The sequence below is a fragment of the Bacillus sp. NP247 genome (assembly GCF_018966865.1).
GTDB lineage: Bacteria > Bacillota > Bacilli > Bacillales > Bacillaceae_G > Bacillus_A.
Genome location: NZ_CP076653.1, coordinates 1,263,722 through 1,289,072, shown reverse-complemented (window position 1 = coordinate 1,289,072; position 25,351 = coordinate 1,263,722). Strand labels below are relative to the sequence as shown.

22 protein-coding genes, 1 pseudogene and 1 riboswitch are annotated in these 25,351 nt (G+C 33.9%); of the genes and pseudogenes, 13 read left to right on the top strand and 10 right to left on the bottom strand.

The window, feature by feature from the left end; translation table 11 throughout:
* Nucleotides 1-31: 31 nt before the first annotated feature.
* The 3 genes from malC to malR all read left to right on the top strand — a co-directional run bounded on the left by malC (nucleotide 32) and on the right by malR (nucleotide 3,490).
* Nucleotides 32-1,333: a maltosaccharide ABC transporter permease MalC gene (malC, locus tag KPL75_RS06635; protein ID WP_219919883.1), complete on the top strand. Its 1,302-nt coding sequence runs from the start codon at nucleotides 32-34 to the stop codon at nucleotides 1,331-1,333.
* Complete coding sequence (gene malD, locus KPL75_RS06630) at nucleotides 1,334-2,176, top strand: maltosaccharide ABC transporter permease MalD (RefSeq protein WP_001022600.1); 843 nt, start codon at nucleotides 1,334-1,336, stop codon at nucleotides 2,174-2,176. It abuts the gene before it with no gap.
* 282 nt (nucleotides 2,177-2,458) lie between these two features.
* The gene (gene malR, locus KPL75_RS06625) at nucleotides 2,459-3,490 is read left to right on the top strand and encodes a maltose operon transcriptional repressor MalR (protein ID WP_219919882.1); all 1,032 of its coding nucleotides are present in this window, start codon (nucleotides 2,459-2,461) and stop codon (nucleotides 3,488-3,490) included.
* A 4-nt stretch (nucleotides 3,491-3,494) separates the two neighbouring features.
* On the opposite strand, the gene KPL75_RS06620 is transcribed toward malR, so the two are convergent.
* Both KPL75_RS06620 and KPL75_RS06615 read right to left on the bottom strand, forming a co-directional pair.
* Nucleotides 3,495-4,658, bottom strand: coding sequence for an aminotransferase A (locus KPL75_RS06620; protein WP_219919880.1), 1,164 nt, complete (start codon nucleotides 4,656-4,658; stop codon nucleotides 3,495-3,497).
* A gap of 243 nt (nucleotides 4,659-4,901) precedes the next feature.
* Complete coding sequence (locus KPL75_RS06615; protein ID WP_219919878.1) at nucleotides 4,902-5,102, bottom strand: hypothetical protein; 201 nt, start codon at nucleotides 5,100-5,102, stop codon at nucleotides 4,902-4,904.
* 309 nt (nucleotides 5,103-5,411) lie between these two features.
* Between KPL75_RS06615 and KPL75_RS06610 the strand changes: the two genes are divergently transcribed.
* Nucleotides 5,412-6,686, top strand: coding sequence for a sensor histidine kinase (locus KPL75_RS06610; RefSeq protein WP_219919876.1), 1,275 nt, complete (start codon nucleotides 5,412-5,414; stop codon nucleotides 6,684-6,686).
* 59 nt (nucleotides 6,687-6,745) lie between these two features.
* On the opposite strand, the gene KPL75_RS06605 is transcribed toward KPL75_RS06610, so the two are convergent.
* A complete protein-coding gene (locus tag KPL75_RS06605) occupies nucleotides 6,746-7,489 on the bottom strand; it encodes a DUF3967 domain-containing protein (RefSeq protein ID WP_219919874.1) in 744 nt (247 codons plus the stop codon).
* Nucleotides 7,490-7,725: 236 nt separating this feature from the next.
* On the opposite strand from KPL75_RS06605, the gene nucA reads away from it, so the two are divergent.
* Together nucA and comJ are read left to right on the top strand one after the other, a co-directional pair.
* Nucleotides 7,726-8,160 (top strand): DNA-entry nuclease, encoded by a 435-nt coding sequence (gene nucA / locus KPL75_RS06600; protein ID WP_219919869.1) that lies wholly within the window; start codon nucleotides 7,726-7,728, stop codon nucleotides 8,158-8,160.
* A gap of 39 nt (nucleotides 8,161-8,199) precedes the next feature.
* Complete coding sequence (gene comJ, locus KPL75_RS06595) at nucleotides 8,200-8,589, top strand: competence protein ComJ (protein WP_219919867.1); 390 nt, start codon at nucleotides 8,200-8,202, stop codon at nucleotides 8,587-8,589.
* Nucleotides 8,590-8,630: 41 nt separating this feature from the next.
* Here the strand turns inward: comJ and metE are convergent, their stop codons facing one another.
* The 3 genes from metE to KPL75_RS06580 form a co-directional block, all read right to left on the bottom strand.
* Complete coding sequence (gene metE / locus KPL75_RS06590; protein WP_219919865.1) at nucleotides 8,631-10,919, bottom strand: 5-methyltetrahydropteroyltriglutamate--homocysteine S-methyltransferase; 2,289 nt, start codon at nucleotides 10,917-10,919, stop codon at nucleotides 8,631-8,633.
* Nucleotides 10,920-11,048: 129 nt separating this feature from the next.
* A riboswitch (cobalamin riboswitch) is annotated at nucleotides 11,049-11,237 on the bottom strand.
* A gap of 224 nt (nucleotides 11,238-11,461) precedes the next feature.
* Entirely contained in the window at nucleotides 11,462-12,019 is a 558-nt protein-coding gene (locus KPL75_RS06585; RefSeq protein WP_219919863.1) for a PadR family transcriptional regulator, read from the bottom strand.
* An 89-nt stretch (nucleotides 12,020-12,108) separates the two neighbouring features.
* The gene (locus KPL75_RS06580; protein WP_219919861.1) at nucleotides 12,109-13,650 is read right to left on the bottom strand and encodes an MDR family MFS transporter; all 1,542 of its coding nucleotides are present in this window, start codon (nucleotides 13,648-13,650) and stop codon (nucleotides 12,109-12,111) included.
* Between the two features lie 426 nt (nucleotides 13,651-14,076).
* On the opposite strand from KPL75_RS06580, the gene KPL75_RS06575 reads away from it, so the two are divergent.
* A complete protein-coding gene (locus KPL75_RS06575; protein WP_219919859.1) occupies nucleotides 14,077-14,577 on the top strand; it encodes a hypothetical protein in 501 nt (166 codons plus the stop codon).
* A 32-nt stretch (nucleotides 14,578-14,609) separates the two neighbouring features.
* Here the strand turns inward: KPL75_RS06575 and KPL75_RS06570 are convergent, their stop codons facing one another.
* Nucleotides 14,610-14,843, bottom strand: coding sequence for an SPP1 phage holin family protein (locus KPL75_RS06570; RefSeq protein WP_000939452.1), 234 nt, complete (start codon nucleotides 14,841-14,843; stop codon nucleotides 14,610-14,612).
* A 163-nt stretch (nucleotides 14,844-15,006) separates the two neighbouring features.
* Here KPL75_RS06570 and KPL75_RS06565 point away from each other — a divergent pair, with 163 nt between their 5' ends.
* A complete protein-coding gene (locus KPL75_RS06565) occupies nucleotides 15,007-15,648 on the top strand; it encodes a diguanylate cyclase domain-containing protein (protein ID WP_219919857.1) in 642 nt (213 codons plus the stop codon).
* A gap of 652 nt (nucleotides 15,649-16,300) precedes the next feature.
* Nucleotides 16,301-16,963: a YkyA family protein gene (locus KPL75_RS06560; protein ID WP_219919853.1), complete on the top strand. Its 663-nt coding sequence runs from the start codon at nucleotides 16,301-16,303 to the stop codon at nucleotides 16,961-16,963.
* Nucleotides 16,964-16,994: 31 nt separating this feature from the next.
* On the opposite strand, the gene KPL75_RS06555 is transcribed toward KPL75_RS06560, so the two are convergent.
* A complete protein-coding gene (locus KPL75_RS06555) occupies nucleotides 16,995-17,453 on the bottom strand; it encodes a YkyB family protein (protein WP_000804854.1) in 459 nt (152 codons plus the stop codon).
* 141 nt (nucleotides 17,454-17,594) lie between these two features.
* On the opposite strand from KPL75_RS06555, the gene KPL75_RS06550 reads away from it, so the two are divergent.
* Nucleotides 17,595-19,169: a Ppx/GppA family phosphatase gene (locus KPL75_RS06550; protein ID WP_219919851.1), complete on the top strand. Its 1,575-nt coding sequence runs from the start codon at nucleotides 17,595-17,597 to the stop codon at nucleotides 19,167-19,169.
* A gap of 108 nt (nucleotides 19,170-19,277) precedes the next feature.
* A pseudogene (locus KPL75_RS06545) lies at nucleotides 19,278-21,397 on the top strand (polyphosphate kinase).
* 313 nt (nucleotides 21,398-21,710) lie between these two features.
* Here KPL75_RS06545 and KPL75_RS06540 read toward each other — a convergent pair.
* Both KPL75_RS06540 and KPL75_RS06535 read right to left on the bottom strand, forming a co-directional pair.
* Nucleotides 21,711-21,947, bottom strand: coding sequence for a hypothetical protein (locus KPL75_RS06540; protein WP_219919849.1), 237 nt, complete (start codon nucleotides 21,945-21,947; stop codon nucleotides 21,711-21,713).
* A 97-nt stretch (nucleotides 21,948-22,044) separates the two neighbouring features.
* Nucleotides 22,045-22,902, bottom strand: coding sequence for a metallophosphoesterase (locus KPL75_RS06535; RefSeq protein WP_219919847.1), 858 nt, complete (start codon nucleotides 22,900-22,902; stop codon nucleotides 22,045-22,047).
* Nucleotides 22,903-23,100: 198 nt separating this feature from the next.
* On the opposite strand from KPL75_RS06535, the gene fadH reads away from it, so the two are divergent.
* Both fadH and KPL75_RS06525 read left to right on the top strand, forming a co-directional pair.
* The gene (gene fadH, locus KPL75_RS06530; protein WP_219919845.1) at nucleotides 23,101-23,865 is read left to right on the top strand and encodes a 2,4-dienoyl-CoA reductase; all 765 of its coding nucleotides are present in this window, start codon (nucleotides 23,101-23,103) and stop codon (nucleotides 23,863-23,865) included.
* Between the two features lie 254 nt (nucleotides 23,866-24,119).
* The gene (locus KPL75_RS06525; protein ID WP_002111513.1) at nucleotides 24,120-25,337 is read left to right on the top strand and encodes an EAL domain-containing protein; all 1,218 of its coding nucleotides are present in this window, start codon (nucleotides 24,120-24,122) and stop codon (nucleotides 25,335-25,337) included.
* Nucleotides 25,338-25,351: the final 14 nt, after the last annotated feature.

The window sequence follows — 25,351 nt, the reverse complement described above, 5'->3', positions numbered from 1 at the left end:
TCCAAGTAGGAAGAAAAAAGGGGGAAGGAACATGCAAACATCTATAGAACCAACGAAAGATGTGAACGGTTCAAAGCATAGGAAAATGGCGACCATGTTATCAATCATTCCAGGCATTGGTCAACTATATAATAAACAATACGTAAAAGGTCTTATTTTTCTAGTATTAACAGGCTCATTTATTGTAGCATTTGCTGATTTGTTAAATATAGGATTATGGGGAATTGTAACGCTCGGTACAGAAGTTCCACGTGACCATTCTGTCTTTCTATTAGTAGAAGGGATTTTGGCACTTATTGTTGTCGTGTTTGGACTAGGGGTATATGCATTTAACTTATATGATGCATACCAAAATGGGAAAAAACGCGATATAGGGACACCATTAAACTCAGTAAAAGAGCAATATCGCAATTTATTAGATCAAGGTTTTCCGTATTTAATGGTTTCACCAGGGTTTCTATTACTTATCTTTGTTGTCGTATTTCCAATCATTTTTGTTATCTTAATTGGATTTACAAACTATGATTTATATCACTCCCCTCCAGCTAAATTAGTAGATTGGGTGGGCTTTAAAAACTTTATTGATATTTTCACATTACCAATGTGGAGAGATACATTTTTAAGTGTATTTTCTTGGACTGTCATTTGGACGTTTGTTGCAACAACATTACAAGTTGCACTTGGTATTTTTTTAGCGATTATCGTAAATCAGCCTGGTATTAAAGGTAAGGCAATTATTCGAACAATCTTTATTTTACCGTGGGCTGTTCCAGCATTCGTATCTATTCTTGTATTTGCCGGTATGTTTAATGAAACATTTGGAGCAATTAATAACCAAGTATTAGCTTTATTCGGGATTGAAAAGATTGCTTGGATGACAGACCCATTTTGGGCGAAGATTGCTTTAATTATGATTCAAACGTGGCTTGGTTTCCCGTTCGTCTTTGCAATGACAACAGGTATATTGCAATCGATTCCAGGAGAATTATATGAAGCGGCTACAGTAGATGGAGCAACAGCTTGGCAACAGTTCCGCAAAATTACATTGCCACTTGTTTTATATGCAACAGCGCCAATATTAATTACGCAATATACGTTTAACTTTAATAATTTTAGTATTATTTATCTATTTAATAGCGGGGGACCTGCTGTGTCTGGACAAAATGCAGGTGGAACGGATATTTTAATTTCATGGATTTATAAGTTAACGATGACTTCGGCTCAGTACGGAAAAGCAGCAGCTCTTACAATGATTTTATCGTTAATCGTTATTACAGTTGCGTTATGGCAATTTAAGAGAACAAAATCATTCCAAGAAGAGGATATGATGTAAATGAATATTAAACGACAAAAGATGTTACGTCTTTCATTAAGTTATTTAGTTATCTTCATAATGTGTGCGATTATTTTCTATCCATTATTATGGATAATTGGCTCATCGTTTAATCCAGGGGATAGTTTATCTGGGTCAAGTATTATTCCGAAAAATGCCACGTTAGATCATTATCGCAAGCTACTTGATCTCGATTCAAGTAATTACTTACTTTGGTATAAAAATACTTTAAAAGTTAGCGTAATGACGATGATTTTCTCTGTGCTAGCCATTAGCTTTACTGCTTATGCATTTTCGAGATATCGTTTTGTTGGAAGAAAGAATGGTTTATTAACATTTTTAATTCTACAAATGATTCCGAACTTTGCAGCGTTAATCGCACTATATATATTAGCTCAGTTAACAGGATTACTTGATACACATCTTGCATTAATTTTAATTTATGTGGGCGGAGCAATTCCGATGAATACTTGGCTTATGAAAGGGTATTTTGATACGATTCCGAAAGAGTTGGATGAATCAGCTCGAATGGATGGAGCAGGGCATTTTCGTATTTTCTGGCAAATCATTATGCCGCTTGCAAAACCAATCGTAGCGGTTGTAGCTTTATTCACTTTCATCGGTCCATTTACAGATTTCATTTTAGCGAGTATTATTTTGCGCACGCCGGAAAATTATACTTTAGCAGTTGGACTATATGAAATGGTAGCGAAAAAATTTGGTAATGAATTTACGACATTTGCAGCTGGCTCAGTATTAATTGCAATTCCGATTTCTATTTTATTCTTATCGCTGCAAAAATATTTTGTTTCCGGTTTAACAGCTGGAGGTACGAAAGGATGAAAATGGGACATTACGTCCCATTTCTCTTTTCATCTCCCTATAAAAAATTTGTAGGGAGATGAAAAGAGATTTGACATTAAATGTGAAAAGAAGTGAAATAAATAGTATATTATAGTATAGGAAAAAAGAGCTATATCCCTTACAATACATGGAGAGGGAGAATATGATAGGTTTTGCAAGATAGAATAAATAAATGAAAGTTTATGACTTCTCCTATGACTTGCAATGAGTGCAAGATAAAATATATGAAAAATGGCAGAGAAGTGAGAGGAGGGGATTTTTATGACAGTTACAATTAAAGATGTGGCGAAGAAAGCAAATGTTGCACCATCGACGGTTTCCCGTGTAATTGCTGATAATCCAAGTATAAGTGAAAAGACAAAGCGCCGTGTTCGAAAAGTAATGAGTGAACTAGGCTATCATCCAAATTTAAATGCAAGAAACCTTGCGAACCAGACAACAAAAACGCTTGGGCTCGTTATGCCGAGCTCTGCAAGTAAAGCTTTTCAAAATCCGTTTTTCCCAGAAGTTATAAGAGGAATAAGCTCATTCGCACACATGGAAGGGTATGCGCTCTATATGTCGACAGGTGAAACGGAAGAAGAAATTTTTAATGGTGTTATAAAGATGGTACAAGGGCGTCAAATTGGTGGCATTATTCTTTTATATTCAAGAGAGAACGATCGGATTATTCAATATTTGCATGAACAAAATTTCCCGTTTGTTTTAATAGGAAAGCCATATGATCGAAAAGATGAAATTACATATGTAGATAATGACAATTATACAGCAGCAAGAGAAGTAGCTGAATATTTGATTTCATTAGGTCATAAACAAATCGCGTTCATCGGCGGTGGATCAGATTTACTTGTAACGAGAGATCGTTTGGCGGGGATGAGTGATGCTTTAAAACTAGCAGATATTCTATTACCGAAAGAGTATATTTTACACTTTGATTTTTCAAGAGAGAGTGGTCAACAGGCTGTTGAGGAATTAATGGGACTAAAGCAACCACCGACGGCAATTATGGCAACGGATGATTTAATTGGACTTGGCGTGTTAAGTGCGCTTTCTAAAAAAGGATTTGTTGTACCGAAAGATGTTTCGATTGTAAGCTTTAACAATGCTTTATTATCAGAAATTGCTAGTCCACCACTTTCGACAGTTGATGTGAATATTTATCAATTAGGGTATGAAGCGGCGAAAGCTTTAGTTGATAAGGTGGAGCATTCGGAGTCTACTGCAAAATGTATTATCATTCCACATAAATTATTGAAGCGTCAAACTTGTGATCAGTATGCAACAAAAAGCTAAGAGTTTAACTCTTAGCTTTTTGCTTTAGAAAGGCTTCTAAACGGTCACAGCCTTCTTTTAAAGTTTCGATACTATAAGCATAGGAAAGACGAAGATAACCTTCACCATATTCAGAAAATGCTGTTCCAGGAACAAGGGCTAGCCCAGCTTCTTTTACAAGATCAAGTGCAAAATCAAATGATGAAGATGTTAAATGTCCAACATATGGGAATAAATAAAATGCACCTGTGGGCTTCTCAACCGTTAAACCCATTTGAATGAGTCTATTATACACGTAATCACGGCGTTTTTTGTATTGATAGCGCATCATCTTCGGTGCATCTTTAGCAGCTGTTAAAGCTTCGATTGCAGCATATTGAGCAATTGAAGTAGCGCATGTAACATTGTATTGATGAACTTTTAAAATGTGTTTTGCTAAATAACTTGGGGCAAATAAAAGTCCGATACGCCAGCCAGTCATAGAATGTGATTTTGATAAGCCGTTAATGACAATAGTCTTATCACGCATTTCTGGGAAATGAGCGATAGATGTGTGTTTGTCTTCATATACAAGTTCGCTATAAATTTCATCGGAAAGAACGAAAATATTTTTATCTTTTAAGATAGATACAATATCTTCCAATTCTTCTTTTGATAAGGTAACACCAGTTGGATTAGAAGGATACGGTAAAACGACGCATCTTGTTCGTTCTGTAATTGCATTTTGCAGAGCTTCAGCTGTTAAACGAAATCCAGTTTCACGAACATCTATAAAAATAGGAGTTGCACCGCATAGTCGAATAATCGGCTCGTAACCAGGATAAATAGGAACAGGTAAAATTACTTCCGTTCCTGGTTCTAAAATAGTTCGGAATGCAACATCAATCGCTTCACTAGCGCCGATTGTAACAATGGCTTCGTTTTCAGGTGAATAGTGTAAATCGTAATTATCTTTTACAAAGTTACAAGCCGCCTCGCGTAATTCTAATAAACCAGCGTTGTGTGTATAGCTTGTATAATTTTCTGTAATGGCCCGTTTAGCAGCTTCTTTTACTAAAGAAGGTGTAGGGAAGTCGGGTTGCCCAATTGTTAAAGAGATGAGATTATCATAGTTTTGAATCATGTTAGAGAATTGACGGATTCCAGAAATTTGGATGTCCTTCACTCTAGGATTAATGAATTGTTCCATTGTATCTCCCTTTCTTCCGTTTGAAAATTAAGTTCATTTTATCATATTTTTAACTATTACGCTTTTTTTATAAAATTTCCCCTGCTATTTGTGAAAGATAAGAATCGTAGCTTAAAATTCAGTGGAAGTAAGAAATTATGTGAGGATTCAAATGTCCATAAGAGTATAAGCTGTGTGAGTTAATTAAAGTTTCACTCCATTTGTTTAAGCATAAACACAAAAAAAGCCGCTGCAAGCGACTTTTTAATAACCATATTCCCAATCTATTTCATCTTCGTTCCAAAGTACGGAAGATACTTTGCCAAGATGGACAACGGATTCATTTACAGCATATGTACAGTCTTCGTCCCCTGCTTTATGTTGCAATTCTTCGTATACTGATTTTTCAACGTTTTCTAGCACAACCAAATTTTCTTCTTTTAAAACAAGCGTAGTACCCGCCATATTTATCTTCCTCCTACTAAAGTAATGATCACTTATTTGTAAACATAGATAGTATGGATTATATGCTGTATTTTGCGATAGTTGTCCGTCTAGTGAAGTGTTTTTTATTTTCTTTGTAATCCGTATTCATTGTATACTGCACGAAGGAAATTTGGTACAGGGTTTACAATCATTTCGGAAATTTGTAACATTTATTATTAGTTGTTAACAAATAATTAACAAAAATGTTAAGAAAAATCAAAATTTTAAAACAAATAGACCTATAAAATGATATAATCATATCAAAATACATATAGGGGATGAGAGGCTATGGAGCTGATTCGTGATTTAATGATCCAAATTGCCATCATTATTTTACCATTATTTTTATATGAAGCGATTCGTTTAAATCGTTATCAAGAAATGCTTCCGAAGCCTAATCGCTACTTTATTATGTTTTTATCTAGCGTTACACTTGTTCTCTCCATGACATACTCTATTTGTTTTGGTACCGTTTGCGGATACAATTTTCATCCAATCCCAATTGTTAGTGGTTTTTTATATGGTGGGATTGTTGGGCTCATCCCTGCCATTATTTTTGTTGCACATGAATGGATTCTTAAGGGGCTCAGTTGGTTGCCTATCGTAGAAGTTATATTTCTTTCGATAATTCCATTGTTTTTGTCAAAGAAATGGTCTCTTTTTTCAAGGGATAAGAAGCTAATATCAGCTTTTATGATTGCATCATTTTATGTTCTTGTTTCATTAGTAGTCGGGATGTTGAATGTCCTTTTAGAAACAGGTTTTACACCGTACATATCTAATCTATATAGTGGGTATATATTTGCATCACTTATTATGGTTATGACAATGGTATTTCAAGTGTATTTGACTGAGTATTTAAATGAAAATGCATTATTGCGTACAGAAATGCAAAAATCAGAAAAACTTAATATTGTAAGTGAGTTAGCTGCAAGTGTTGCACATGAAGTTCGAAACCCTCTCACTGTTGTACGAGGGTTTATTCAATTGCTAGAGAGTACGGAAGACGTAAAAAACAAAGATTATATGCGTCTCGTATTAGCTGAACTGGATCGTGCTGAACAGATTATTTCAGATTATTTAAATTTAGCAAGGCCTCAAATTGAAAAAAAAGAACATATTTGTTTATCAGCACAATTAATTGAAATGACAACTCTTATGTCATCATTTGCAGCGATGCAGGGCGTTTATTTGCAAGTTGAGATTTCTGAGAGCCTTTATACTATCGGCGATAAGACGAAATTGAAGCAAGCTATTATGAATGTTGTTAAAAACGGTATTGAAGCAATTCAAGGAAACAAAGGGTACTTAAAAGTAACAGCTATTCAAAAAGATGAAATGATAATAATAAGAGTTAAAGATAGTGGTGTTGGAATGACAAAAGAACAGTTAGTAAGGCTTGGACAACCATATTATTCTTTAAAAGAAAAAGGAACAGGTTTAGGTCTTATGGTAACATTTAGTATTTTACAAGCGCATAATGGTACATTGGAATATAAAAGTGAAAGCGGAAAAGGAACTGAAGCTATTATTATATTGCCAGCTGTACGATATAAGGAATAAAAGTTACCGGTAGAAGGTAACTTTTTATTTTATTGTGAATTAGAAAAATATACGAAATTTCATTCATTTATTTTTTCTTGTTTTGTTCGAACGAATAAACTTTTAAATGATTGAAAGAAGCTTTGCTCTTTTGAGGCGGCGACTAATCTTTTTGTTTCTTGAATTTCGCGAATAACTTGCATAAGTTGTGCATCACGGTTGCTGTCTTTATTGTAAATTTGATTGACAAGTTTATTCATTTTTTCTTCTTGTTTGGATTCTCGCTTATACATATGATTCATTAATAAGTCCATCTTTTCTTTTTGGAGTGCATCTGTTTGGGCGGCATGAACAACTAGCTCTTGTAACATTTTTTCCTGAGAGCCTTCTTTTACATAAACTTGTTGCATTAGTTCATCTAATTTCTCGTCTTTTAAACGATTTTGTGTAATGAGAGTAGAGTTTTGATGAATAATTGCTTCATTTAATTGAGCAAGCATTTCAAGTTTTAACATGAACTCCTCAAAGTTACGTCCATCTTCTTTTGATTGTATCTCTTGTTTATCTTGAATAACAGGTGCAGGCGGGGCCTCTTTTTCTTTTAAAATAATAGGTATTGTTTCTGAAATGTCTTCTTGTAATGTAGCAGCTCTTTCATGTATAGATTTCAATAGTTTTAAATCATCCAATTTATAAATACGAGCATCAGCTGTTTTTGAAATGATATAACCGTGTTCCTCTAAGAGTTGGCTATATTTTCGGACTATATGTTTTGGGATACCTGTTTTATTTGTAACATCTTTCGTTTTATAAATAGCGTCCATGATAGTTCCTCCCCAAAAAGTATCGTATATATCATTTCAATCTTTTATGAGGACTTCCTTTAAAAAAGAATGTCGGAAGCTTATTAGTTTTCTACAGCATTAGTGAAAAGATGAGGAAAAATGAATGTTTTTGACGGAATGGAGAGGAAGAGCAAAAATAATGTCTGAAAACATACATAGAAGAAGTTTGTTATAATAACTGAGGAAAAGAAATTGGTAGGAACACGGAGGTACACATGAAGCAATTTAAAGGTATTATCATTTCAATTATTGCAATTCTTTCTCTTTTGGTAGCGGTATATGAAGTACTTGTGCCAGAGGAGACAAGTACTAAAAAAACAACTACGTATGATCAAATTCTAGAGTTCCCGAAAGAACGATATCCAGAGACCGGGAAACATATAACAGATGCTATAAAAGATGGGCATTCAGAAATGTGTACAATTGATCGTAATGGTGCAGCGGATAGAAGGAAATTATCGTTAGCGCCATATCCGACGAAGAAAGGTTATGATCGTGATGAATGGCCGATGGCGATGTGTAAGGAAGGCGGAAAAGGAGCTCATATTGAATATATAAGTCCAGCAGATAACCGCGGTGCAGGTTCTTGGGTAGGGAATAAGCTAGACAAATATCCAGATGGTACGCGTGTGAAATTTGAAGTGAAATAGTAATTGGCATACATTTCATAGTGGAGGAGAAGGATAGTTATGGAATTAACAATTTCATATTCGCAATTAATGATAATGAACTATGATGGTCAGCAGCCTTATGTAGATTGGACTCCTGAAGATTTTGAAAGAGGCTATGCTGAGGTGGATGGAGCTATTATTTTTGAGGCAATCTCTGACTATACTTGTGAAGTGGAAGTTACTTGCGGAAATCATATTGAGAAAGAAGAAGTGGTTAGAACGATATCAGTTCCTTTCACAGTGAAGAATGAAGAAGTATATATAACAAGTATTCTTTCTAATAAATTTCATATTCCTATTCCGAACGGGGAATATATGGTAGTCTTGCAGGCAACTCCTCTTGAAGAGCCAACAGACGATGAATTGTATAAAGTACAATACGACTTCTATTTTGAGAGTGTAGAATAAAAAAAACGTGTCATCCTTTTTGAAGGATGACACGTTTTTTATTATGCGTTTGTTTTTAGGAGAGAACGAGCGTCTTTTGCTGCCTGAACCATGTGCTCTAAAGCAGGTATAACTTCCTCAGTTCTTCGTGTTTTTAAGCCACAGTCTGGATTAATCCAGAAATATTTAGGGTCACATACTTGTAAAGATTGTTCTACGATTGTGAACATTTCATCTTTACTTGGGACACGTGGGCTATGAATATCATATACACCTAGACCAATTCCTTTTTCATATGTTGTATGTTTTAATGTATTAATAAATTCTCCATGGCTTCTTGATGTTTCGATAGAAATAACATCTGCATCTAACGCGCGAATTGCATCTACAATATCTTCGAAGTTACTGTAACACATATGAGTATGAATTTGTGTTTCATTTTCTACAGAAGATGTTGCTAAAAGGAATGATTGAACTGCCCATGTAATATATGTATCCCAATCTTTTTCTTTTAACGGCATACCTTCACGAAGTGCAGGCTCATCGACTTGGATCACTCTAATTCCGGAAGATTCAAGTAATTCAATTTCATGACGAAGTGCTAATGCAATTTGATATGAAACTTCTTTTCTTGCAATATCGTTTCGAACGAATGACCAATTTAAAATAGTGACAGGTCCAGTTAGCATACCTTTTACTACTTTCTCTGTTAAGCTTTGTGCATATACAGTTTCTTTAATAGTCATTCCACTTATAAAGGCAACATCACCATAAATAACAGGTGGCTTTACGCAGCGAGAACCGTATGATTGTACCCATCCGTTTTTAGTAAAGGAGAAACCAGCAAGTCTTTCTCCAAAATACTCCACCATGTCAGTTCTTTCGAATTCACCATGTACTAGTACATCAAGACCAATATCTTCTTGGTAACGAATCCACTTTGCAGTTTCTTTTTCAATGAATTGATTATATTGCTCATTTGTAATGTCGCCGTTACGCCACTGTTTACGTGTTTGACGAACTTCAGATGTTTGCGGGAAGCTACCGATAGTTGTTGTTGGTAACAACGGTAATTGTAAAGCTACTTGCTGTAGTTCATATCGTTTTTCAAATGGAAGAGGACGTGAGAAATCATCTTCTTTAAGTGATGTACGTGCCACTTTTACATCTTCACGATTACGTGCAGCTGATGAGCGGATTGCATTATGTGCATTACGATATGTTGTCAAATCGCTACTGATGCTTTCTACACCTTTAGTAAGAGCAGAATGGATAAGGACTAATTCTTCTAATTTTTGATTAGCAAATGCAAGTGCATCAAATAATTCAGTTGCTAAGTGTGTTTCTTCCGTTTTATCAATTGGAGTATGCAATAAGCTACAAGAAGGTTGAACAATTAAACCTTTTGCTGTGATTTGATTTTGTAATGTTGTAAATAAAGAAAGTACATCATCAAGATCAGCTCTCCAAATGTTACGGCCATCTATACAACCGATAGCTAAAATTTTATCAGCTGGGAATCCATATTTTGAAATAGCATTTACATTACCTTCTTTGCCATGAACAAAGTCTAATCCAATACCAGAAACAGGGAATGTAATAATTTCTTCATAGTTCTCTTCTACACTATCAAAATATGTTTGTAGAAGAAGATTAGCATTCGGAACTTCTTTATGAATAGCTTCGTAAAGTTCTTTCGCTTGATTAATTTCATCTTTTGTTAAAGATGCGAAGATTGGTTCGTCAACTTGAATAATTTGTGCTCCAGCTGCGTGTAATTCAGAGAATAATTGTACATAAGGTGCAACTAGCTCTTTTAAAATAGTGGCAAATTGCTCTTCGTTATAACCTTTTGCTAGTTTTAGGAATGTATAAGGGCCTAAAATAACTGGTTTTCCATCAACGCCTAACTCTTTTTTCGCTTCTTCATATAAACGAAGAGGACGATTGTCTTTTAAAGAGATTTGTAATCCTTCTTCATATTCAGGAACAATGTAATGATAGTTTGTGTTAAACCATTTTGTCATTTCAGAAGCAACGTGATCTTTAGAGCCGCGTGCCATTGCAAAATATACATCAAGGTAAGAGGTAAACTCTGAAAAACGTGACGGGATGAATCCTAACATGTAGGCCGTATCCAGAACGTGATCATAATATGTAAAATCGCCAACTGGAATTAATTCAATTCCTTTTTCTTGCTGTACTTTGACGTGTTGAAGGCGAATTTCTTTCATTGTCGTTAAAAATTGTTCTTCATCAATTTTATTGGACCAAAAAGCTTCCAATGTTTTTTTCCACTCTCGTTGTAGTCCGATACGTGGATAACCTAAGTTACTTGTTTGAATTGCCATTTTAAATTCCTCCCTAATTGAAAGTAAGCATTTCCGTTTACTCGGAAATACCTATAACAAAAAGCATAAAGGCATAGAAAAATAAGCCTTCCTTTTTGTTCTTAACACCTCATCATCATCCGTGAGTCTATCAGTGTTGTTAAAATAGGCAGGTCTCCTGACTTATGCTTCATATAATTCCTTTCACCTTCCCGTTTTCACAGTGGCACAAAAAAGAAATCTCAGCATTTACAGTGGCGGGACCGTGTTGGAGTTTCACCAAACTTCCCTTTTAAACACGAAGTGAAATATTCGTGTACCTATTTTCCTTTTGAAAGGAATTTAACAAGCGATATGATATTGAAACAAATTCTAACACAATTTTCGGAATTTTGTCCACTGTTTTAAAATAAGAAAATTCTAAAGTTTTTTTATTCCTATCCATTCAGAAAATTAAGGATTTTTAATAGTTATTTATTATTAAAATGAGGGTGTTTTGAGTTGCGAGGAATAATTATAGTGTTAAGTTTTTCTAAAAGAGGAGGCACCTCTTTTAGAAAAACTTAATCATTATCTACACCTATTTCTGAAAGACGACCTGCAGTTGCATCTTGTAAGAGTGTGTTTAGCCAACGTAATTCAACATTAATATGCTCAATGACGCTTTGTAGAATATATAGTTGAGCACGAGGAACTAGTTGTTTATTATGATCGTATATCGTTTGCATTGTATGTAAATATAGCATTGTATCATCTCTCTTTTTTTCCAAAATAGGAACTAGTGCTTGTTCGTCGCTAAAGTGAGCGAAAGAGAGCGCTGAATAAATAGGTTTATATATTTGGCTTTTCGCTTCAAATTGTTTTAATAATAAAGTATGGAAAAGGGTTTTTCCGTCCCCTGTTATATGGAAGATTGTTTTATCTGGTCTATTCGTATCTCGAACAATATTGGTAACGCTAATCGCACCTTGTTTTTCTAATTGCTCGAAGGCATAGTATAGCGATCCTTTGGCATATTTAATATAACAATCCATTTGTCGTTCTTTCATTATATGTTGAACTTCATATGGGTGTTTATCTCCTTCGAGTAACAAGCCGAGAATGACTAACTTCATGCTCATGCTGCCTCAACTCCTGTATATAGAAACTTTATATATTATAAACGGTATATCCTCTTTCATAAAGGGATATACCGTTTCGTTTTTCTATATTAGCTTACTTGTTTTTGTTTTTGCTTTGTTTTTGGTCCTGTGAAAAGACGTTCATTTCCCATAAGTAAAATACAAATTATACTTAGCGTAGCTGGGATAAGTGCCCAGAAAAATGTATTAGCAATAGATGTTGCAAGAGCCTCTTTAATTCCGATCAGTACTTCAGGAGGTAGCTTTTCAGTAGCATTTGGTGATAATAAAAAGCTTGTGTCTCCACCTTTAGGAGCCATTTTTTCTAGTTCAGGAGGGAAGACTGCTTTTAATTTATCAGTGAAAACATGATTTTGAATCGTACCGAAAATCGTGACGCCAAGGGTCATTCCAAGTGAACGGAAGAATGAGTTCGTGGATGTAGCAGAACCGCGATCTCTCATTTCTAGTTTGTGGATAGATGCCATACTTAAAACTGAGAAGGAGAATCCAACTCCAAGTCCAGCAAGCACCATAAACATAGTTACGAGTGTACGAGGTGTTTCCATTGTTAAAGTACTTAGTAAATAAATACCAAGAACGAAGAAAACTCCAGATACTATCATGATGTTACGATAACTTGTTCGTGAAGCTAACTGTCCACCAGTTTGACTTCCAATTACAGATCCTACCATCATAGGTGTCAAAATTAATCCAGCATTTGAGGCTGAACCACCGAGAACACCTTGAACGAAGATTGGAATATAAACTGTACAGATGATAAAAGCTGCGCCATAGAAAAAGGCAACACCTTGGCTAGCTGCAAATAAAGGTTTTTTAAATAAATGGAAAGAAATAATAGGCTCGGTTGCGTTTCTTTCTACGAAGAAGAAAATAATAAGCATAATAATAACAGTTGAAAATAAACCAATAATCACATTAGAGTCCCATGCATATTCCTTACCGCCAAGTTCTAGGGCAAACATTAAGCAAATGATACTAATGACAAGTGTAATGGCACCAGCCCAGTCAATTTTTTGTTTTCGATATTCTAGAGACTCGTTATAGTATTTAGTAATGAAGAAGAAAGAAATAAGTCCTAATGGAATATTAATATAGAAGACCCAGTGCCAACTTATATAATCTGTAATGTAAGCACCTAATAAAGGTCCGAAAACACTAGATGTTCCGAAAACAGCACCAAATAGTCCGGTCATTTTTCCGCGCTTTTCAGGCGGGAATATATCATACATAATGGTAAATGCGATAGGCATAAGAGCGCCGCCACCAATTCCTTGAATGGCTCTATAAATACTTAGTTGTTCAATACTTGATGCTGTCCCGCAAAGTGCAGAACCAAATAAGAAGAGAATTAATCCGCCAATATAAAAGCGTTTCCGTCCGTACATATCAGATAGCTTACCGAAAATAGGCATACCGGCCATGGTTGCTACCATATATGCAGATGTGACCCAAACGAATTTGTCGAACCCTCCTAAGTCTCCAACGATTGTTGCCATTGCAGTTGCGACTATTGTGTTATCCATTGCTGCCATTAGAATACCAAGTAGTAAACCAGCAACAACAAATTTTGTATTGTTGGAGTCTTTTTTTGATAATTGAGATTCCAAATATAACCCTCCTTTAATAATAAGTAAACAATATTAACTTTCGAGTGCAGCGCATAAAAATTTAAAGTATAGTTCTTTCAAATCAATTCACACAAGTGCACTGACAAAGCCATAAAGAATATTATAGTCAAATTTGACTAAAAGGCAAACTTTTTCTTCCGTCAAAATATTCTGTTGTATGGACAGAGAAAGAGTGAGTAATACTTAGTATTGGTATAAAGTCAATGAAGGAAATTGTAAAAAAATATTTCAGTAAGAATACCTTCTGTTAACAGAGGGAAAATGGTTTTTTCTTTATATTGTCGAATAGGATAAAAGGAAGAGTAATAACTATATATCGTTTGTAACAAGCTTTATTAATATTGTGTAGAGAGGCAGAATAAGGTCGTATGGATATGATGCATTTGAAATGGGGTGAATATTATTATGAAAATATGGAAACGAATTTCGGATCAAGGAAGGTATTCTATACCGTTACAGCCGGTTTTGTGGATGGATGGTTCTAAAAAGGACACGGAAGCACCGAATGTAGCAGTCACATTGCAAATCCGTAGTATGTATAAAGAAAAATTTTCATATGAACTGACCTATGATGTAAATGACATACTTATTATTCGAATTGAAGTTGAAAATAAAGGAATGGAAATGATTTCACGAGTTGTAGTAAGTCATATGATTCGAGATTATTTTGCATATATTCCAAACTCATTAAAGGCTGATAAGGGGATGAGTGAGTTCCTGTTCCAGCTTGTAAGGTGGCGAATCGATAATTTATTACCGAATGAGAAGGTAGAACTAATTTGTAAAATAAAAGCAAATAAAGATAAAGCACTCAAAAATGCATTATTTCAGGCTACATATACATTTCAATATAAAGAAGTATCATATGGTCCACTGCAAACAAATGAAGTTGTTGTGCGGCAATGATAAAAAGGAACCTGTACGAAAGGTTCCTTTTTTTAATGGAGGTTGTGTTTTTTGAGTACTTTTTTTTGCTCGATTCCTTTTTTTCCTACATAATTATTTTTATAACCAAAATATAGAATGAAAAGAAAGGAAGCAACATTTACAATAGCATCAATTTGATCGTTTGTAATAAAGTTCACTCCGAAAGAATTAAATAGTAATTTTAACGATAACAGAAAACCTGCTAGTAAACGTATAATATCTGATAGATTTTCTTTTTGTAGCATATAGGTCACCTCTTTCTAAAACGATATATAGTATATATATGAAATAGAATAGAAATGGTAGACAAGCTTAAGCGGAAATGTACATTGAACATGTACATTTTTTATTTTGTAGGAAAACATAATTGTTATAGAAACATATATTGGTATAGAAAGGAGGAGAAATATGAAACATAAAGGGAAAATTAGTGGGTTATTACTCGGGAATACAGTGGCAGTTACAGAATGGATTGCGCTTCAGGATGTAATTACAAAACTGGATTCGCGATCATTTTATACCGTCTTTATTATTTATATATTGCAAATGATACTCAGCTATTATTTTGGACATTGGTATGATAAAAGAGCGAGTGGGCGTATGGATACGGAAGTAGGGGGAATGGCGAGTAATGATTTTGTAGTTGATTTCTTTGAGAAAGTAGCTGCTTTATCAGAACGGGATTCTCATAATATTACAGTGTACATTCTTTCTGTGAAAGAATGGAAAGAACTAAAAGAAACAGTGCACGAAAAAAAATTGGAGGTGTTAGTACAAAAATTAGAGAGTACGATTGTAAAGACAATTCGTAAAGGGGATGTCGTTACTAAGTGGAATGAAAATAAGTATGTTGTTGTGGCGGTTGATAACGGACATGAAAAATCGACAATAACAAACCGATTAATGAAAAATATTGAAAGTGAAATAGAAAATGGCTTGTTAAGTATGACTCTATTATTTGGAGCTGCTAGTTATCCAGTAGAAGGAAAAACTTTTGAAGAATTGTTAAGAAAGGCACAAAATCAATTGTACCAGCATAGGAATTTGTAAGGAAATAAGTAAAACTTTGATTTAAAGAAATATGATATGAAGAAGTTTTGAATGTAACATTTTTTTGACTTTTATTACAAAAAGAACTTTTTTTGTAATAAAAGTCTTTAAAAATATATGGAATAAGCATATAATTATGATGGATGTGTCAATGCATTTTGCACAATGTGTTTCATTTTAAAAGTGTAGAGGAAAGCATGCTCTACACTTTTCCTTTTTAGGGAATGACAAGAATAATTGTAACTTGTTGCAAGGTAGCGTTTGTACTGTGTAAAATGAACAAAGAGATTATTTGATAGAAAGCGGGAAAGGGAATGATAGATGTGAGAGAACAACGAATATCTTTTATCAGGTGAATTATTACTGTTGTTCTTCAAATTATTATGGCTGTGATGAATTCCGTTGTACTTTTATGTAATACATAGTATGAACAGGTTTTAAAAAGTGCCAAGTAAAAGTATATGTAAAGATGGATACGAAACTGCTATTTAGTTCAAAAATGTAAAATGTGATTTCAAGTAATACAATTTGTACAAGCATTATAAATAATATCAATGATTTTCGTAAAAAGGTGCGAGTGCGGAGTTTATAGAAGGATATATAATTTTCATAGCTTTTTACACGATAATCGTATATAAGTAGGAGGAAAAAGATGTTGAAATATAGTAAATTAGCAATTGTAACTGCATTATCAATGACTTTACTAGCTGGTTGTTTCGGCCCAAAACCAGAAGAGGAGCTATATGTTGCATTTGAAAATGCTGCCAAGCAAGAAAAAACAATGTTTGAAGATGCGAAAAAATTAGAGTCATTAGAGAAAGAGGGGCAAGTATTATATAATCAAATTGTCCAAGAAGGAAAAGATAATAATCAGGCTGTTAAGGATAAGCTTGATCAAGCAGTGAAAAATACAGCTGAACGAGAAAAAGTTCTTATTAAAGAAAAAGAGGCGTTAAATAAAGCGCAAGAAGAAGTGAAGTCAGCTGATAAGCATGTAAAGAAAATTGAAGATAATAAATTAAAAGACCAGGCGGATAAAGTAAAGAGTACTTATGAGAAACGACATGATTCATTCCAAAAGATGTACGATAGCTATAATAAATCTTTAAAGCAAGAAAAAGAATTATATACAATGCTACAAGATAAAGGTACAAAATTAAAAGATATTAGCGAGAAAGTAAAGTTAGTAAACCAAGCATATAAAGATATTGAGACAGAAAAAGATAAGTTTAATGAATATACGAAATCATATAATACAGAAAAAGTTGCATTCTATAAACAAGCGAATATTAAAATTAAGGAAGATAAAAAATAAAACAGTTTGGCCTAATATGGGCCAAACTGTTTTATTTTTTTGTATAGGTACGGCTATACCATGGAACTGGTTCGCTTAATTTTTTTTCTTGTTTTAATGCTTCAGGACCAATATAATCTTGAAGTGTTTTTTTTGCTATTGTTAAAGATAAGGTTGTTTTCGGATTTCGATAGGAGGATTCAAGGTGACCAAGATGTGGTAGGGTGCGAAAATCATCTTTCGTAGGAGGGATATGGAAAAAATAATCACCTAAACGTATAAGAACATCGGATTGTTGTTGACTAAAACGTGGATTTCTAGAAAAATGTAATCCTTCTTTGATAGCCTTTTTTTCAGTAATTAAGCGTTCTAAAGCAGTCTTTTTTAACCAATATAAGTACTTAGGATTAGTTGCAGCTTTAGCATGACGATTCACAACGAAAATAGATTGAGCTAGTCTATTAATAGAATGTTGATTATGTAATTGAGATTGTGGTTGTGAAGGTTTCATATTGAATCTCCTTTCAAGTTTTCCTTATTATAGCATAAATAAAATGGGTTTTTATTATATGCAAAAAGTAATTGTATATATTTTCAATATTAAAGCAATATTGTTATAAAAAACAACTATTTTGTATAATAGTGATAGAATATGTTTCAGAAATTTGATAATGAAAGAGTGAGAAGTTTGAAAGAAATATTAAAACTACAATATGCCATTATAGACATTGGTTCTAATACAATGCGTTTAGTTATTTATGAAAAACAAAGCGGGGGTTTTTATAAAGAGATTGAAAATACGAAAGTGGTCGCTAGGTTAAGAAATTATTTAGTAAATGGTGTATTAAGTGAAGAAGGAATAGAAGTATTATTACAAACATTATTTCAATTTCAAGAAAGTACACGATTCCATAAGTTACATCATGTACTTTGTGTTGCAACGGCAACAATTAGACAGGCTGAAAATCAAGATGAAATTAAAAAACTTGTTGAAGGGCAAACAGATTTTACTCTTAGAGTTTTATCAGAATATGAAGAAGCGCGTTACGGTTATTTAGCAGTTATGAATTCTACTTCATTTTCAGAAGGAATTACAGTTGATATTGGTGGGGGGAGTACAGAAGTTACATACTTCCGAAATAGAGAAATTTTAGAATATCATAGCTTTCCTTTTGGAGCACTTTCTTTAAAGCAACAATTTATTCAAGGTGATATTCCTACTACTGAAGAGTTAGATGAGCTTAAGAGGTATTTATGGTATCAATTTCAAACGCTGCCGTGGTTAATAGCTAAAAAATTGCCTCTTATCGCAATTGGGGGTAGTGCGAGGAACATGGTGAAAATTCATCAAAATTTAATTTGTTATCCTATAGCTGGATTACATTTATACAAAATGAAAGAAGAAGATATTAAAAATGTAAAAGATGAATTAAAAGAATTGTCGTTCATAGAACTACAAAAATTGGAAGGGTTAGCAAAAGATCGAGCAGATACAATTATTCCAGCGGTCGAAGTCTTTCATATGCTTGTAAACGTGATAGAGGCACCGGCATTTGTATTGAGTAAAAAAGGATTAAGAGAAGGTGTTTTTTATGAAGAATTAACGAAAGATTTGGGGATTTCGTACTATCCGAACGTAGTAGAAGAAAGTTTATATTTATTATCATATGAATACGAAATGGATATGGAATTTGTAATTCAACTTATTAAACAAGGAACATTGATTTGTAAACAACTTGAAGGAGCAGGACTTATTTCTATGTCGGAAAAAGACTGGGAAATATTCCATCAAGCGGCGAAAGTATTTAATATAGGGAAGTACATTGATGAAGAAGCGAGCCGCTTACATACGTTTTATTTACTAGCGAATAAAACAATTGATGGTATGATGCATAAAGATCGAGTTAGATTAGCACTTATTGCTTCATACAAATCAAAAATGTTATTTAAACAACATTTAGCCCCATATGAAGGGTGGTTTGATAAAAGTGAACAAAAAAAAATCCGATTATTAGGAGCTGTTTTGCAATTTTCAGCCGCTTTACATGTGAGACAAAGAGCGCTTGTTGAAACGATATCTATAACAGAAAGTAAAGAAGGATTAACATTTAGAATTGTATGTGAGCAATCGGCATTAGCGGAAAAAGTACAAGCTGAAAAACAAAAAAAGCAGCTAGAAAGAGTATTAAAAACGAATATTAACTTATCATTCGAATCAAAATGTTAAGTTGTACGGATGTCTTTACGAAAAATTAACACTTTGGAATATTATAATTTGATAAAATGAAAGTAACTAAATTATAGTGAAAAAGTTTCAAAGGGAAGTGTGAAGAGAATGGAATTGCTAAAGGGGAATTTAGTAAATTTAAATGATACAGCGTATTATAATAACCGTGAGTTGAGCTGGCTAGCTTTTAATGAACGTGTACTACAAGAAGCGCAAGATGAAAAAAATCCACTTTTAGAAAGATTAAAGTTTATTAGTATTTTTAGTTCAAATTTAGATGAGTTTTTTATGGTGCGCGTAGCAGGTTTGAAAGATCAAGTAAGTGCCGGATTTAATCAGCCAGAAAATAAAGCAGGTTTAACACCGAAGAAACAGTTAAATAAGATTGCGATAAAAGCTCATGAATTAATGACTGTACAGTATGATACGTTTAAAAGTTACGTATTGCCAGCGCTTGAACTAGAGGGGATTGAGCGTCTAACATTCCATGATTTGACGAAAGAACAGAGGGAATTTATCGAAGAGTATTTTGATGAACAAATCTTTCCAGTGTTAACTCCTGTAGCTATTGATGCGTATCGTCCATTTCCTATGTTATTAAATAAAAGCTTGAATTTAGCTACTATTTTATACGATGAGAAGCAGGCAGAGGAAGAAAATCGCACGAAGTTAGGAATTGTCCAAGTGCCTTCTTTACTGGAGCGTTTCATATTTTTACCGAGTGAAGGGCAAAAACATAAATTTATTTTATTAGAAGATGTAATTAGTGGATTTACCCATAAATTATTCACAGGATATAACGTATCACCTGTTACTCGTTTCCGTATTACACGTAATGCTGATTTAACAATCCATGAAGAAGGTGCACGCGATTTATTAAAAGTAATTGAAAAAGAATTGAAAAAGAATTGAAAAAGCGTAAGTGGGGAGCTGCCGTTCGTTTAGAAATTGGTAAAGAACACATTGATGAAAGAGTGTTAGCGTTATTGTATGAGGTGTTGGAAGTAAAAGATGAAGATGTGTACATGATGGATGGACCGTTAGATTTAACATGTTTATTCTCCTTATATAAAAAATTAGCGCCTCTATATGAACATCTAGTATATCCGGCTCTTATTCCTCAACCTCCTCAAGATTTAGGTGATGAGGAAGATGTATTTGAAAAAGCGATAGAACATGATATTTTATTACACCATCCCTTTGAGTCGTTTCAGCCGGTCGTTGATTTTGTCCGTGATGCGGCAGATGACTCGAATGTACTTGCAATCAAACAAACATTATATCGTGTAAGTGGAGATTCTCCAATAATTCAGGCATTGAAGGTAGCAGCTGAAAAAGGAAAACAAGTGACGGTATTGGTTGAGCTAAAGGCGCGGTTTGATGAAGAAAATAATGTTCATTGGGCTAAAGAATTGGAACAGGCCGGATGTCACGTTATTTACGGAGTAAGTCACTTGAAAACGCATAGTAAAATTACGTTAGTTGTAAGAAGAAGAAACGGAAAAATTGAAAGGTTTGTACATCTTGGAACCGGAAATTATAATGATGCAACAGCGAAGTTATATACCGATTTTGGATATATTACATCGCGAAAAGACTTTGGTATAGATGCAACAAATTTCTTTAATTATTTGAGTGGCTATACAACGAAACCGCATTTTCATCATTTATCTGTTGCACCATTTGATATAAGAGAGCAATTTATGGATTTAATAGATGAGGAAATCCGTTACCATAGACAATATGGAAATGGATATATTATCGCTAAGATGAATTCGTTAACAGATAAACCGTTAATAAAAAAAATGTATGAAGCATCGCAAGCTGGGGTAAGGGTAGAGCTCATCGTTAGAGGGACATGTTGTTTAAGACCTGGGATTCCAAATGTAAGTGAAAATATTCGTGTAGTTAGTGTTGTGGGAAGATATTTAGAACATAGTCGTATTTATTATTTCCATCATAATGGAGATGAGAAAATATACTTATCTTCAGCTGATTTGATGACGCGGAATATGGAAAAACGAGTAGAAATATCCTTCCCAATTCTAGATATTGAAATGAAAGCGAGAATAAATTCAATTTTACAGCTTATTTTAGCTGATAATGTGAAAACACGTGAACAAAATAAAGATGGTGACTATTATTATATAACTAATAGTAGTATAGAAGAAATTGATAGCCAATTGAATTTATTTAAGATGGCGTATCAAAATACAGACACTGAATAATAGAAAAAAATAAAAACCTCTTAATCGAAATTAAGAGGTTTTTATTTTTTTCTCTACTTATATGTTCCGTAAATGGAAGAATGAGTAGAGAGGATAGTTTTTATCCCCCTATTTACGGGCAGTAAGACTCCCACCTCAAAATTCGGCGAATGCGAGGAGATTAAGTGGGAAATCAACTGCCCGTAAAAGCCCGATTGGTGAAGGCTAATAATCAGTGAGGATGTCCCCCACTGAATAAAGTTTCACTTTATTATAAGCGTGTGATGCGTCGGTTCGTTGAGAGAGTAATATTTGGAAGAATCGTTGTTTTAAATTAGTAATAGTATGGTTGTTGACAAGGCCCTCCGTAACAAGGAAAGGGTGCCGGTGGTGGGAAAGGCGGTGGATATGGCGGATAAAACGGTCTAGGGCCGAAAGCTAATGCTCCACCGAGTAACCCTCCAGCAATTCCAGCTAGAAATGGAATACCGAAAAATGGAAAGAAGCGTGAGTCGCCTGCTGGGCCAATAGGTGCTGAACGAAATGGGATTGGTTGATAATATGGATACATGAACAAACCTCCTTTACTGGACTCATTTTTATCATATGGTGGACCAAGTGTGGATGAGCGCGTACAAGAAAGGATATGTAAGAAAATAGGCGAATTGTTACGAATGTTGTAGGATGAAGAGTGTAATTTCAGGTTTTGACATAAAGCGGAATGGGACACGTGTTCTTCCAATACCTCGATTGACATAGAGAGTCAAACCTTGAATGTTATAGAAACCTTCAATATATTCTTTTGCAAGCGACGGGGTAATAATAGCACCTAAAAAAGGAATTTGTACTTGTCCGCCATGGCTATGACCAGAAAGTTGAAGATTGATTGGATATGTAGCGATTTGTGGCGCGATATCTGGTTCGTGAACGAGAACAATTGTATAAATATTTTGTTTTGCATGTTGTAAAGTTTCCACTATTTTTGGTTTACCTAGTAGCATATCATCGAGCCCGAAAATAGAAATTTCACTATTATCCAGTAAACGAATTCGCTTTTCGCTATTTTGCAAAAGTTCAAATCCAGATTCGCGCATGATGTGATCATAGTATTCAGTTCCATATCCACCATGGTCGTGGTTACCATAAATAGAAAATTTACCGAAGGGTGCCTGTATATTCTTTAAAATGGATGCAACAAAAGGAGCCTCGGTATATGTTTGGTAATCATCAATGAGATCACCAGTAAAAAGGACAATATCTGGCTTTTCAGCATTAATCTTGGAAACGATTTGAGATAAATGTTGGAGAGAGAAATAGTATCCTAGATGTAAATCGCTAAATTGAAGGATCTTCATACCATGAAAACCTTTTGGTATGAGCTGTGATTTAAGTGTGTGTTGCGTAAAAGAAAGCAAATAGGGCTCTATATATTTAGCATAATAATAGCCGATACTAGCGGTTATAAATGAATATAGACAAGTGTTTATTATAGATTTCAAAAAATCTCTTCTTGTAATTTTCTTCATATATGGGTTACTCGAATCTCCCTTCAGTTTTTTTAAAATATATTTTAAACACTAAAAAAGTAGTATAGATTACGAAAAAAAATGAACGAAAAGAAACCTCTTTACGTCAAAAAAGTCAGAAAAAATTGAAAAATATAAAGATTTCTATCAAATATAGTGATAAAATGAATGTATATTCATTTTTTGGAGGGGATGTATGTGAAAGAGAAGGTAGTTATTATAACAGGTGGATCAAGTGGAATGGGAAAAGGGATGGCTACTCGTTTTGCAAAAGAAGGGGCACGAGTTGTTATTACAGGGCGTACAAAAGAAAAGCTAGAAGAAGCAAAGTTAGAAATTGAACAGTTTCCAGGGCAAGTATTATCTGTACAAATGGATGTACGAAATACTGATGATATTCAAAAAATGATTGAACATATTGATGAGAAGTTTGGACGAATTGATATTTTAATAAATAATGCAGCCGGAAACTTTATTTGTCCAGCAGAGGACTTATCTGTGAATGGCTGGAATTCGGTAATTAATATTGTATTAAATGGTACATTTTATTGTAGTCAGGCTATCGGTAAATATTGGATCGATAAAGGTATAAAAGGAAATATTATTAACATGGTGGCAACATATGCATGGGATGCAGGCCCAGGGGTTATCCATTCGGCAGCAGCTAAAGCTGGTGTATTAGCGATGACAAAGACTCTTGCTGTTGAGTGGGGACGTAAATATGGGATACGAGTTAACGCTATCGCACCAGGACCAATTGAACGTACAGGTGGTGCCGATAAATTATGGATTTCAGAAGAAATGGCTAAGCGTACAATACAAAGTGTCCCACTTGGTAGGCTGGGGACACCAGAAGAAATTGCGGGTCTAGCTTATTATTTATGTTCAGATGAAGCTGCATACATAAATGGAACTTGTATGACAATGGATGGTGGCCAGCATTTGCACCAATATCCATTTTAAAAGGAATGAAAAATGAATGATTTATTAATTTTTCTTCGGTGAAATGTGACGAAGTTGTGACATGTGAGAGAAAGGTGTTTACAAAGGGGAATATATACGTTATATTTAAGACCTCTTTTTTCTTCATAGTAGAATTGCTAATTCCCCTTAGCATTTTACCCCTCTAATCCCTTCAGGAAAACTGAAGGGATTTTTTATTATTTTTCCGTAAATATCGTGTTATAATTTTTGAAAAGTAAAGGGAGGGAAGCACGTTGATAGATGCATTAGATGTAATGAGTAACTTGGATAAAGTCCTTCCTTATTATCAAGCTATTTTTAGTGCTGATGAACATACAGTAATTGGATATGAAGTTGTAGGACGTATTCAAACAGAAGAGGGTATACAAAGTTTAGCATCTTTCTTCCATGATGATTCTATTCCGAGTGAGTTCCAACTTGAAGCGGATAACATCATTGTAGAAAAAGCGTTAAATAGGTATTTAGAAACGGATCAAAAATTATTATTATTTATACATCGGAATGCTAATGTATTAATGAATGATGAAGATGAAAGTTTACTTCAACTTTTGCTGATGTATGAAGAACAAGGTTTGAACTTACAACGCATTGTTCTGGAAATAACAGAACATGAATGTAAAGAAGATATAGAACAATTTAATCATTTACTCATGTATTATCGTACATATGGTATTCAAATTTCGATTAATAAAGTCGGAACGGGTACAAGTAATTTGGAGCGTATTAGCGTGTTAGCACCGGATATTTTAAAAGTAGATTTAACAAATTTAAGGCAAACTGCACTTTTACAATCTTATCAAGATATTTTATATTCCTTATCTTTACTTGCTAGAAGAATTGGTGCGACATTGTTATATGAAGAAATTGATGCTTTTTATCAACTACAATATGCTTGGAAAAACGGTGGTAGATATTATCAAGGTAATTATTTGAAAGAATGTTTACCTGATTTTATTGAAACGAATGTTTTAAAAGAGCGACTTGGTAATGAATGTCATCAATTTATTCTGCATGAGAAGAAGAAGTTGCAAAAAATTTATAATTTAACAGAGATGTTACGTGATCGAATTGGTGATGTTCTGTCAAAACAAAAAAAGAATGAAGATATAAATGATTGGTTATTACAATTTAGCCAAAGCATATCACAATATAGTTTTCGGATATTTATTTGTAATGAAGATGGTTTTCAACAATCTGGTAATATTATGAAAAAAGATGGTGAATGGATCATTATGCCAGAGTATTATATGAAGAACTGGAGCTGGCGCCCGTATTTTCTAGAAAATATAATGAAAATGCGTTTTGAGAATAAGGCAAGACTTTCAGATTTATATGCTGATATCGAAACTGGTGAAATGGTACGAACATTTTCATTCCCGATTGATGATGAAAACTTTTTATTTATAGATTTATCGTACGAATATTTATATGAAGAAGATGTTTTATTTTAATGCACGAAGAGATT

What these genes read in the sequence shown, in the direction of transcription:
- metE (WP_219919865.1), bottom strand. Translation starts at nt 10,919, where the DNA reads ATGGCAATTCAAACAAGTAACTTAGGTTATCCACGTATCGGACTACAA.
- KPL75_RS06550 (WP_219919851.1), top strand. Translation starts at nt 17,595, where the DNA reads ATGTTTCAGAAATTTGATAATGAAAGAGTGAGAAGTTTGAAAGAAATA.
- comJ (WP_219919867.1), top strand. Translation starts at nt 8,200, where the DNA reads ATGGAATTAACAATTTCATATTCGCAATTAATGATAATGAACTATGAT.
- KPL75_RS06560 (WP_219919853.1), top strand. Translation starts at nt 16,301, where the DNA reads ATGTTGAAATATAGTAAATTAGCAATTGTAACTGCATTATCAATGACT.
- KPL75_RS06540 (WP_219919849.1), bottom strand. Translation starts at nt 21,947, where the DNA reads ATGTATCCATATTATCAACCAATCCCATTTCGTTCAGCACCTATTGGC.
- malD (WP_001022600.1), top strand. Translation starts at nt 1,334, where the DNA reads ATGAATATTAAACGACAAAAGATGTTACGTCTTTCATTAAGTTATTTA.
- KPL75_RS06565 (WP_219919857.1), top strand. Translation starts at nt 15,007, where the DNA reads ATGAAACATAAAGGGAAAATTAGTGGGTTATTACTCGGGAATACAGTG.
- KPL75_RS06535 (WP_219919847.1), bottom strand. Translation starts at nt 22,902, where the DNA reads ATGAAGAAAATTACAAGAAGAGATTTTTTGAAATCTATAATAAACACT.
- KPL75_RS06620 (WP_219919880.1), bottom strand. Translation starts at nt 4,658, where the DNA reads ATGGAACAATTCATTAATCCTAGAGTGAAGGACATCCAAATTTCTGGA.
- KPL75_RS06570 (WP_000939452.1), bottom strand. Translation starts at nt 14,843, where the DNA reads ATGCTACAAAAAGAAAATCTATCAGATATTATACGTTTACTAGCAGGT.
- KPL75_RS06605 (WP_219919874.1), bottom strand. Translation starts at nt 7,489, where the DNA reads ATGGACGCTATTTATAAAACGAAAGATGTTACAAATAAAACAGGTATC.
- KPL75_RS06615 (WP_219919878.1), bottom strand. Translation starts at nt 5,102, where the DNA reads ATGGCGGGTACTACGCTTGTTTTAAAAGAAGAAAATTTGGTTGTGCTA.
- nucA (WP_219919869.1), top strand. Translation starts at nt 7,726, where the DNA reads ATGAAGCAATTTAAAGGTATTATCATTTCAATTATTGCAATTCTTTCT.
- KPL75_RS06575 (WP_219919859.1), top strand. Translation starts at nt 14,077, where the DNA reads ATGAAAATATGGAAACGAATTTCGGATCAAGGAAGGTATTCTATACCG.
- KPL75_RS06610 (WP_219919876.1), top strand. Translation starts at nt 5,412, where the DNA reads ATGGAGCTGATTCGTGATTTAATGATCCAAATTGCCATCATTATTTTA.
- KPL75_RS06585 (WP_219919863.1), bottom strand. Translation starts at nt 12,019, where the DNA reads ATGAGCATGAAGTTAGTCATTCTCGGCTTGTTACTCGAAGGAGATAAA.
- KPL75_RS06555 (WP_000804854.1), bottom strand. Translation starts at nt 17,453, where the DNA reads ATGAAACCTTCACAACCACAATCTCAATTACATAATCAACATTCTATT.
- malC (WP_219919883.1), top strand. Translation starts at nt 32, where the DNA reads ATGCAAACATCTATAGAACCAACGAAAGATGTGAACGGTTCAAAGCAT.
- malR (WP_219919882.1), top strand. Translation starts at nt 2,459, where the DNA reads ATGACAGTTACAATTAAAGATGTGGCGAAGAAAGCAAATGTTGCACCA.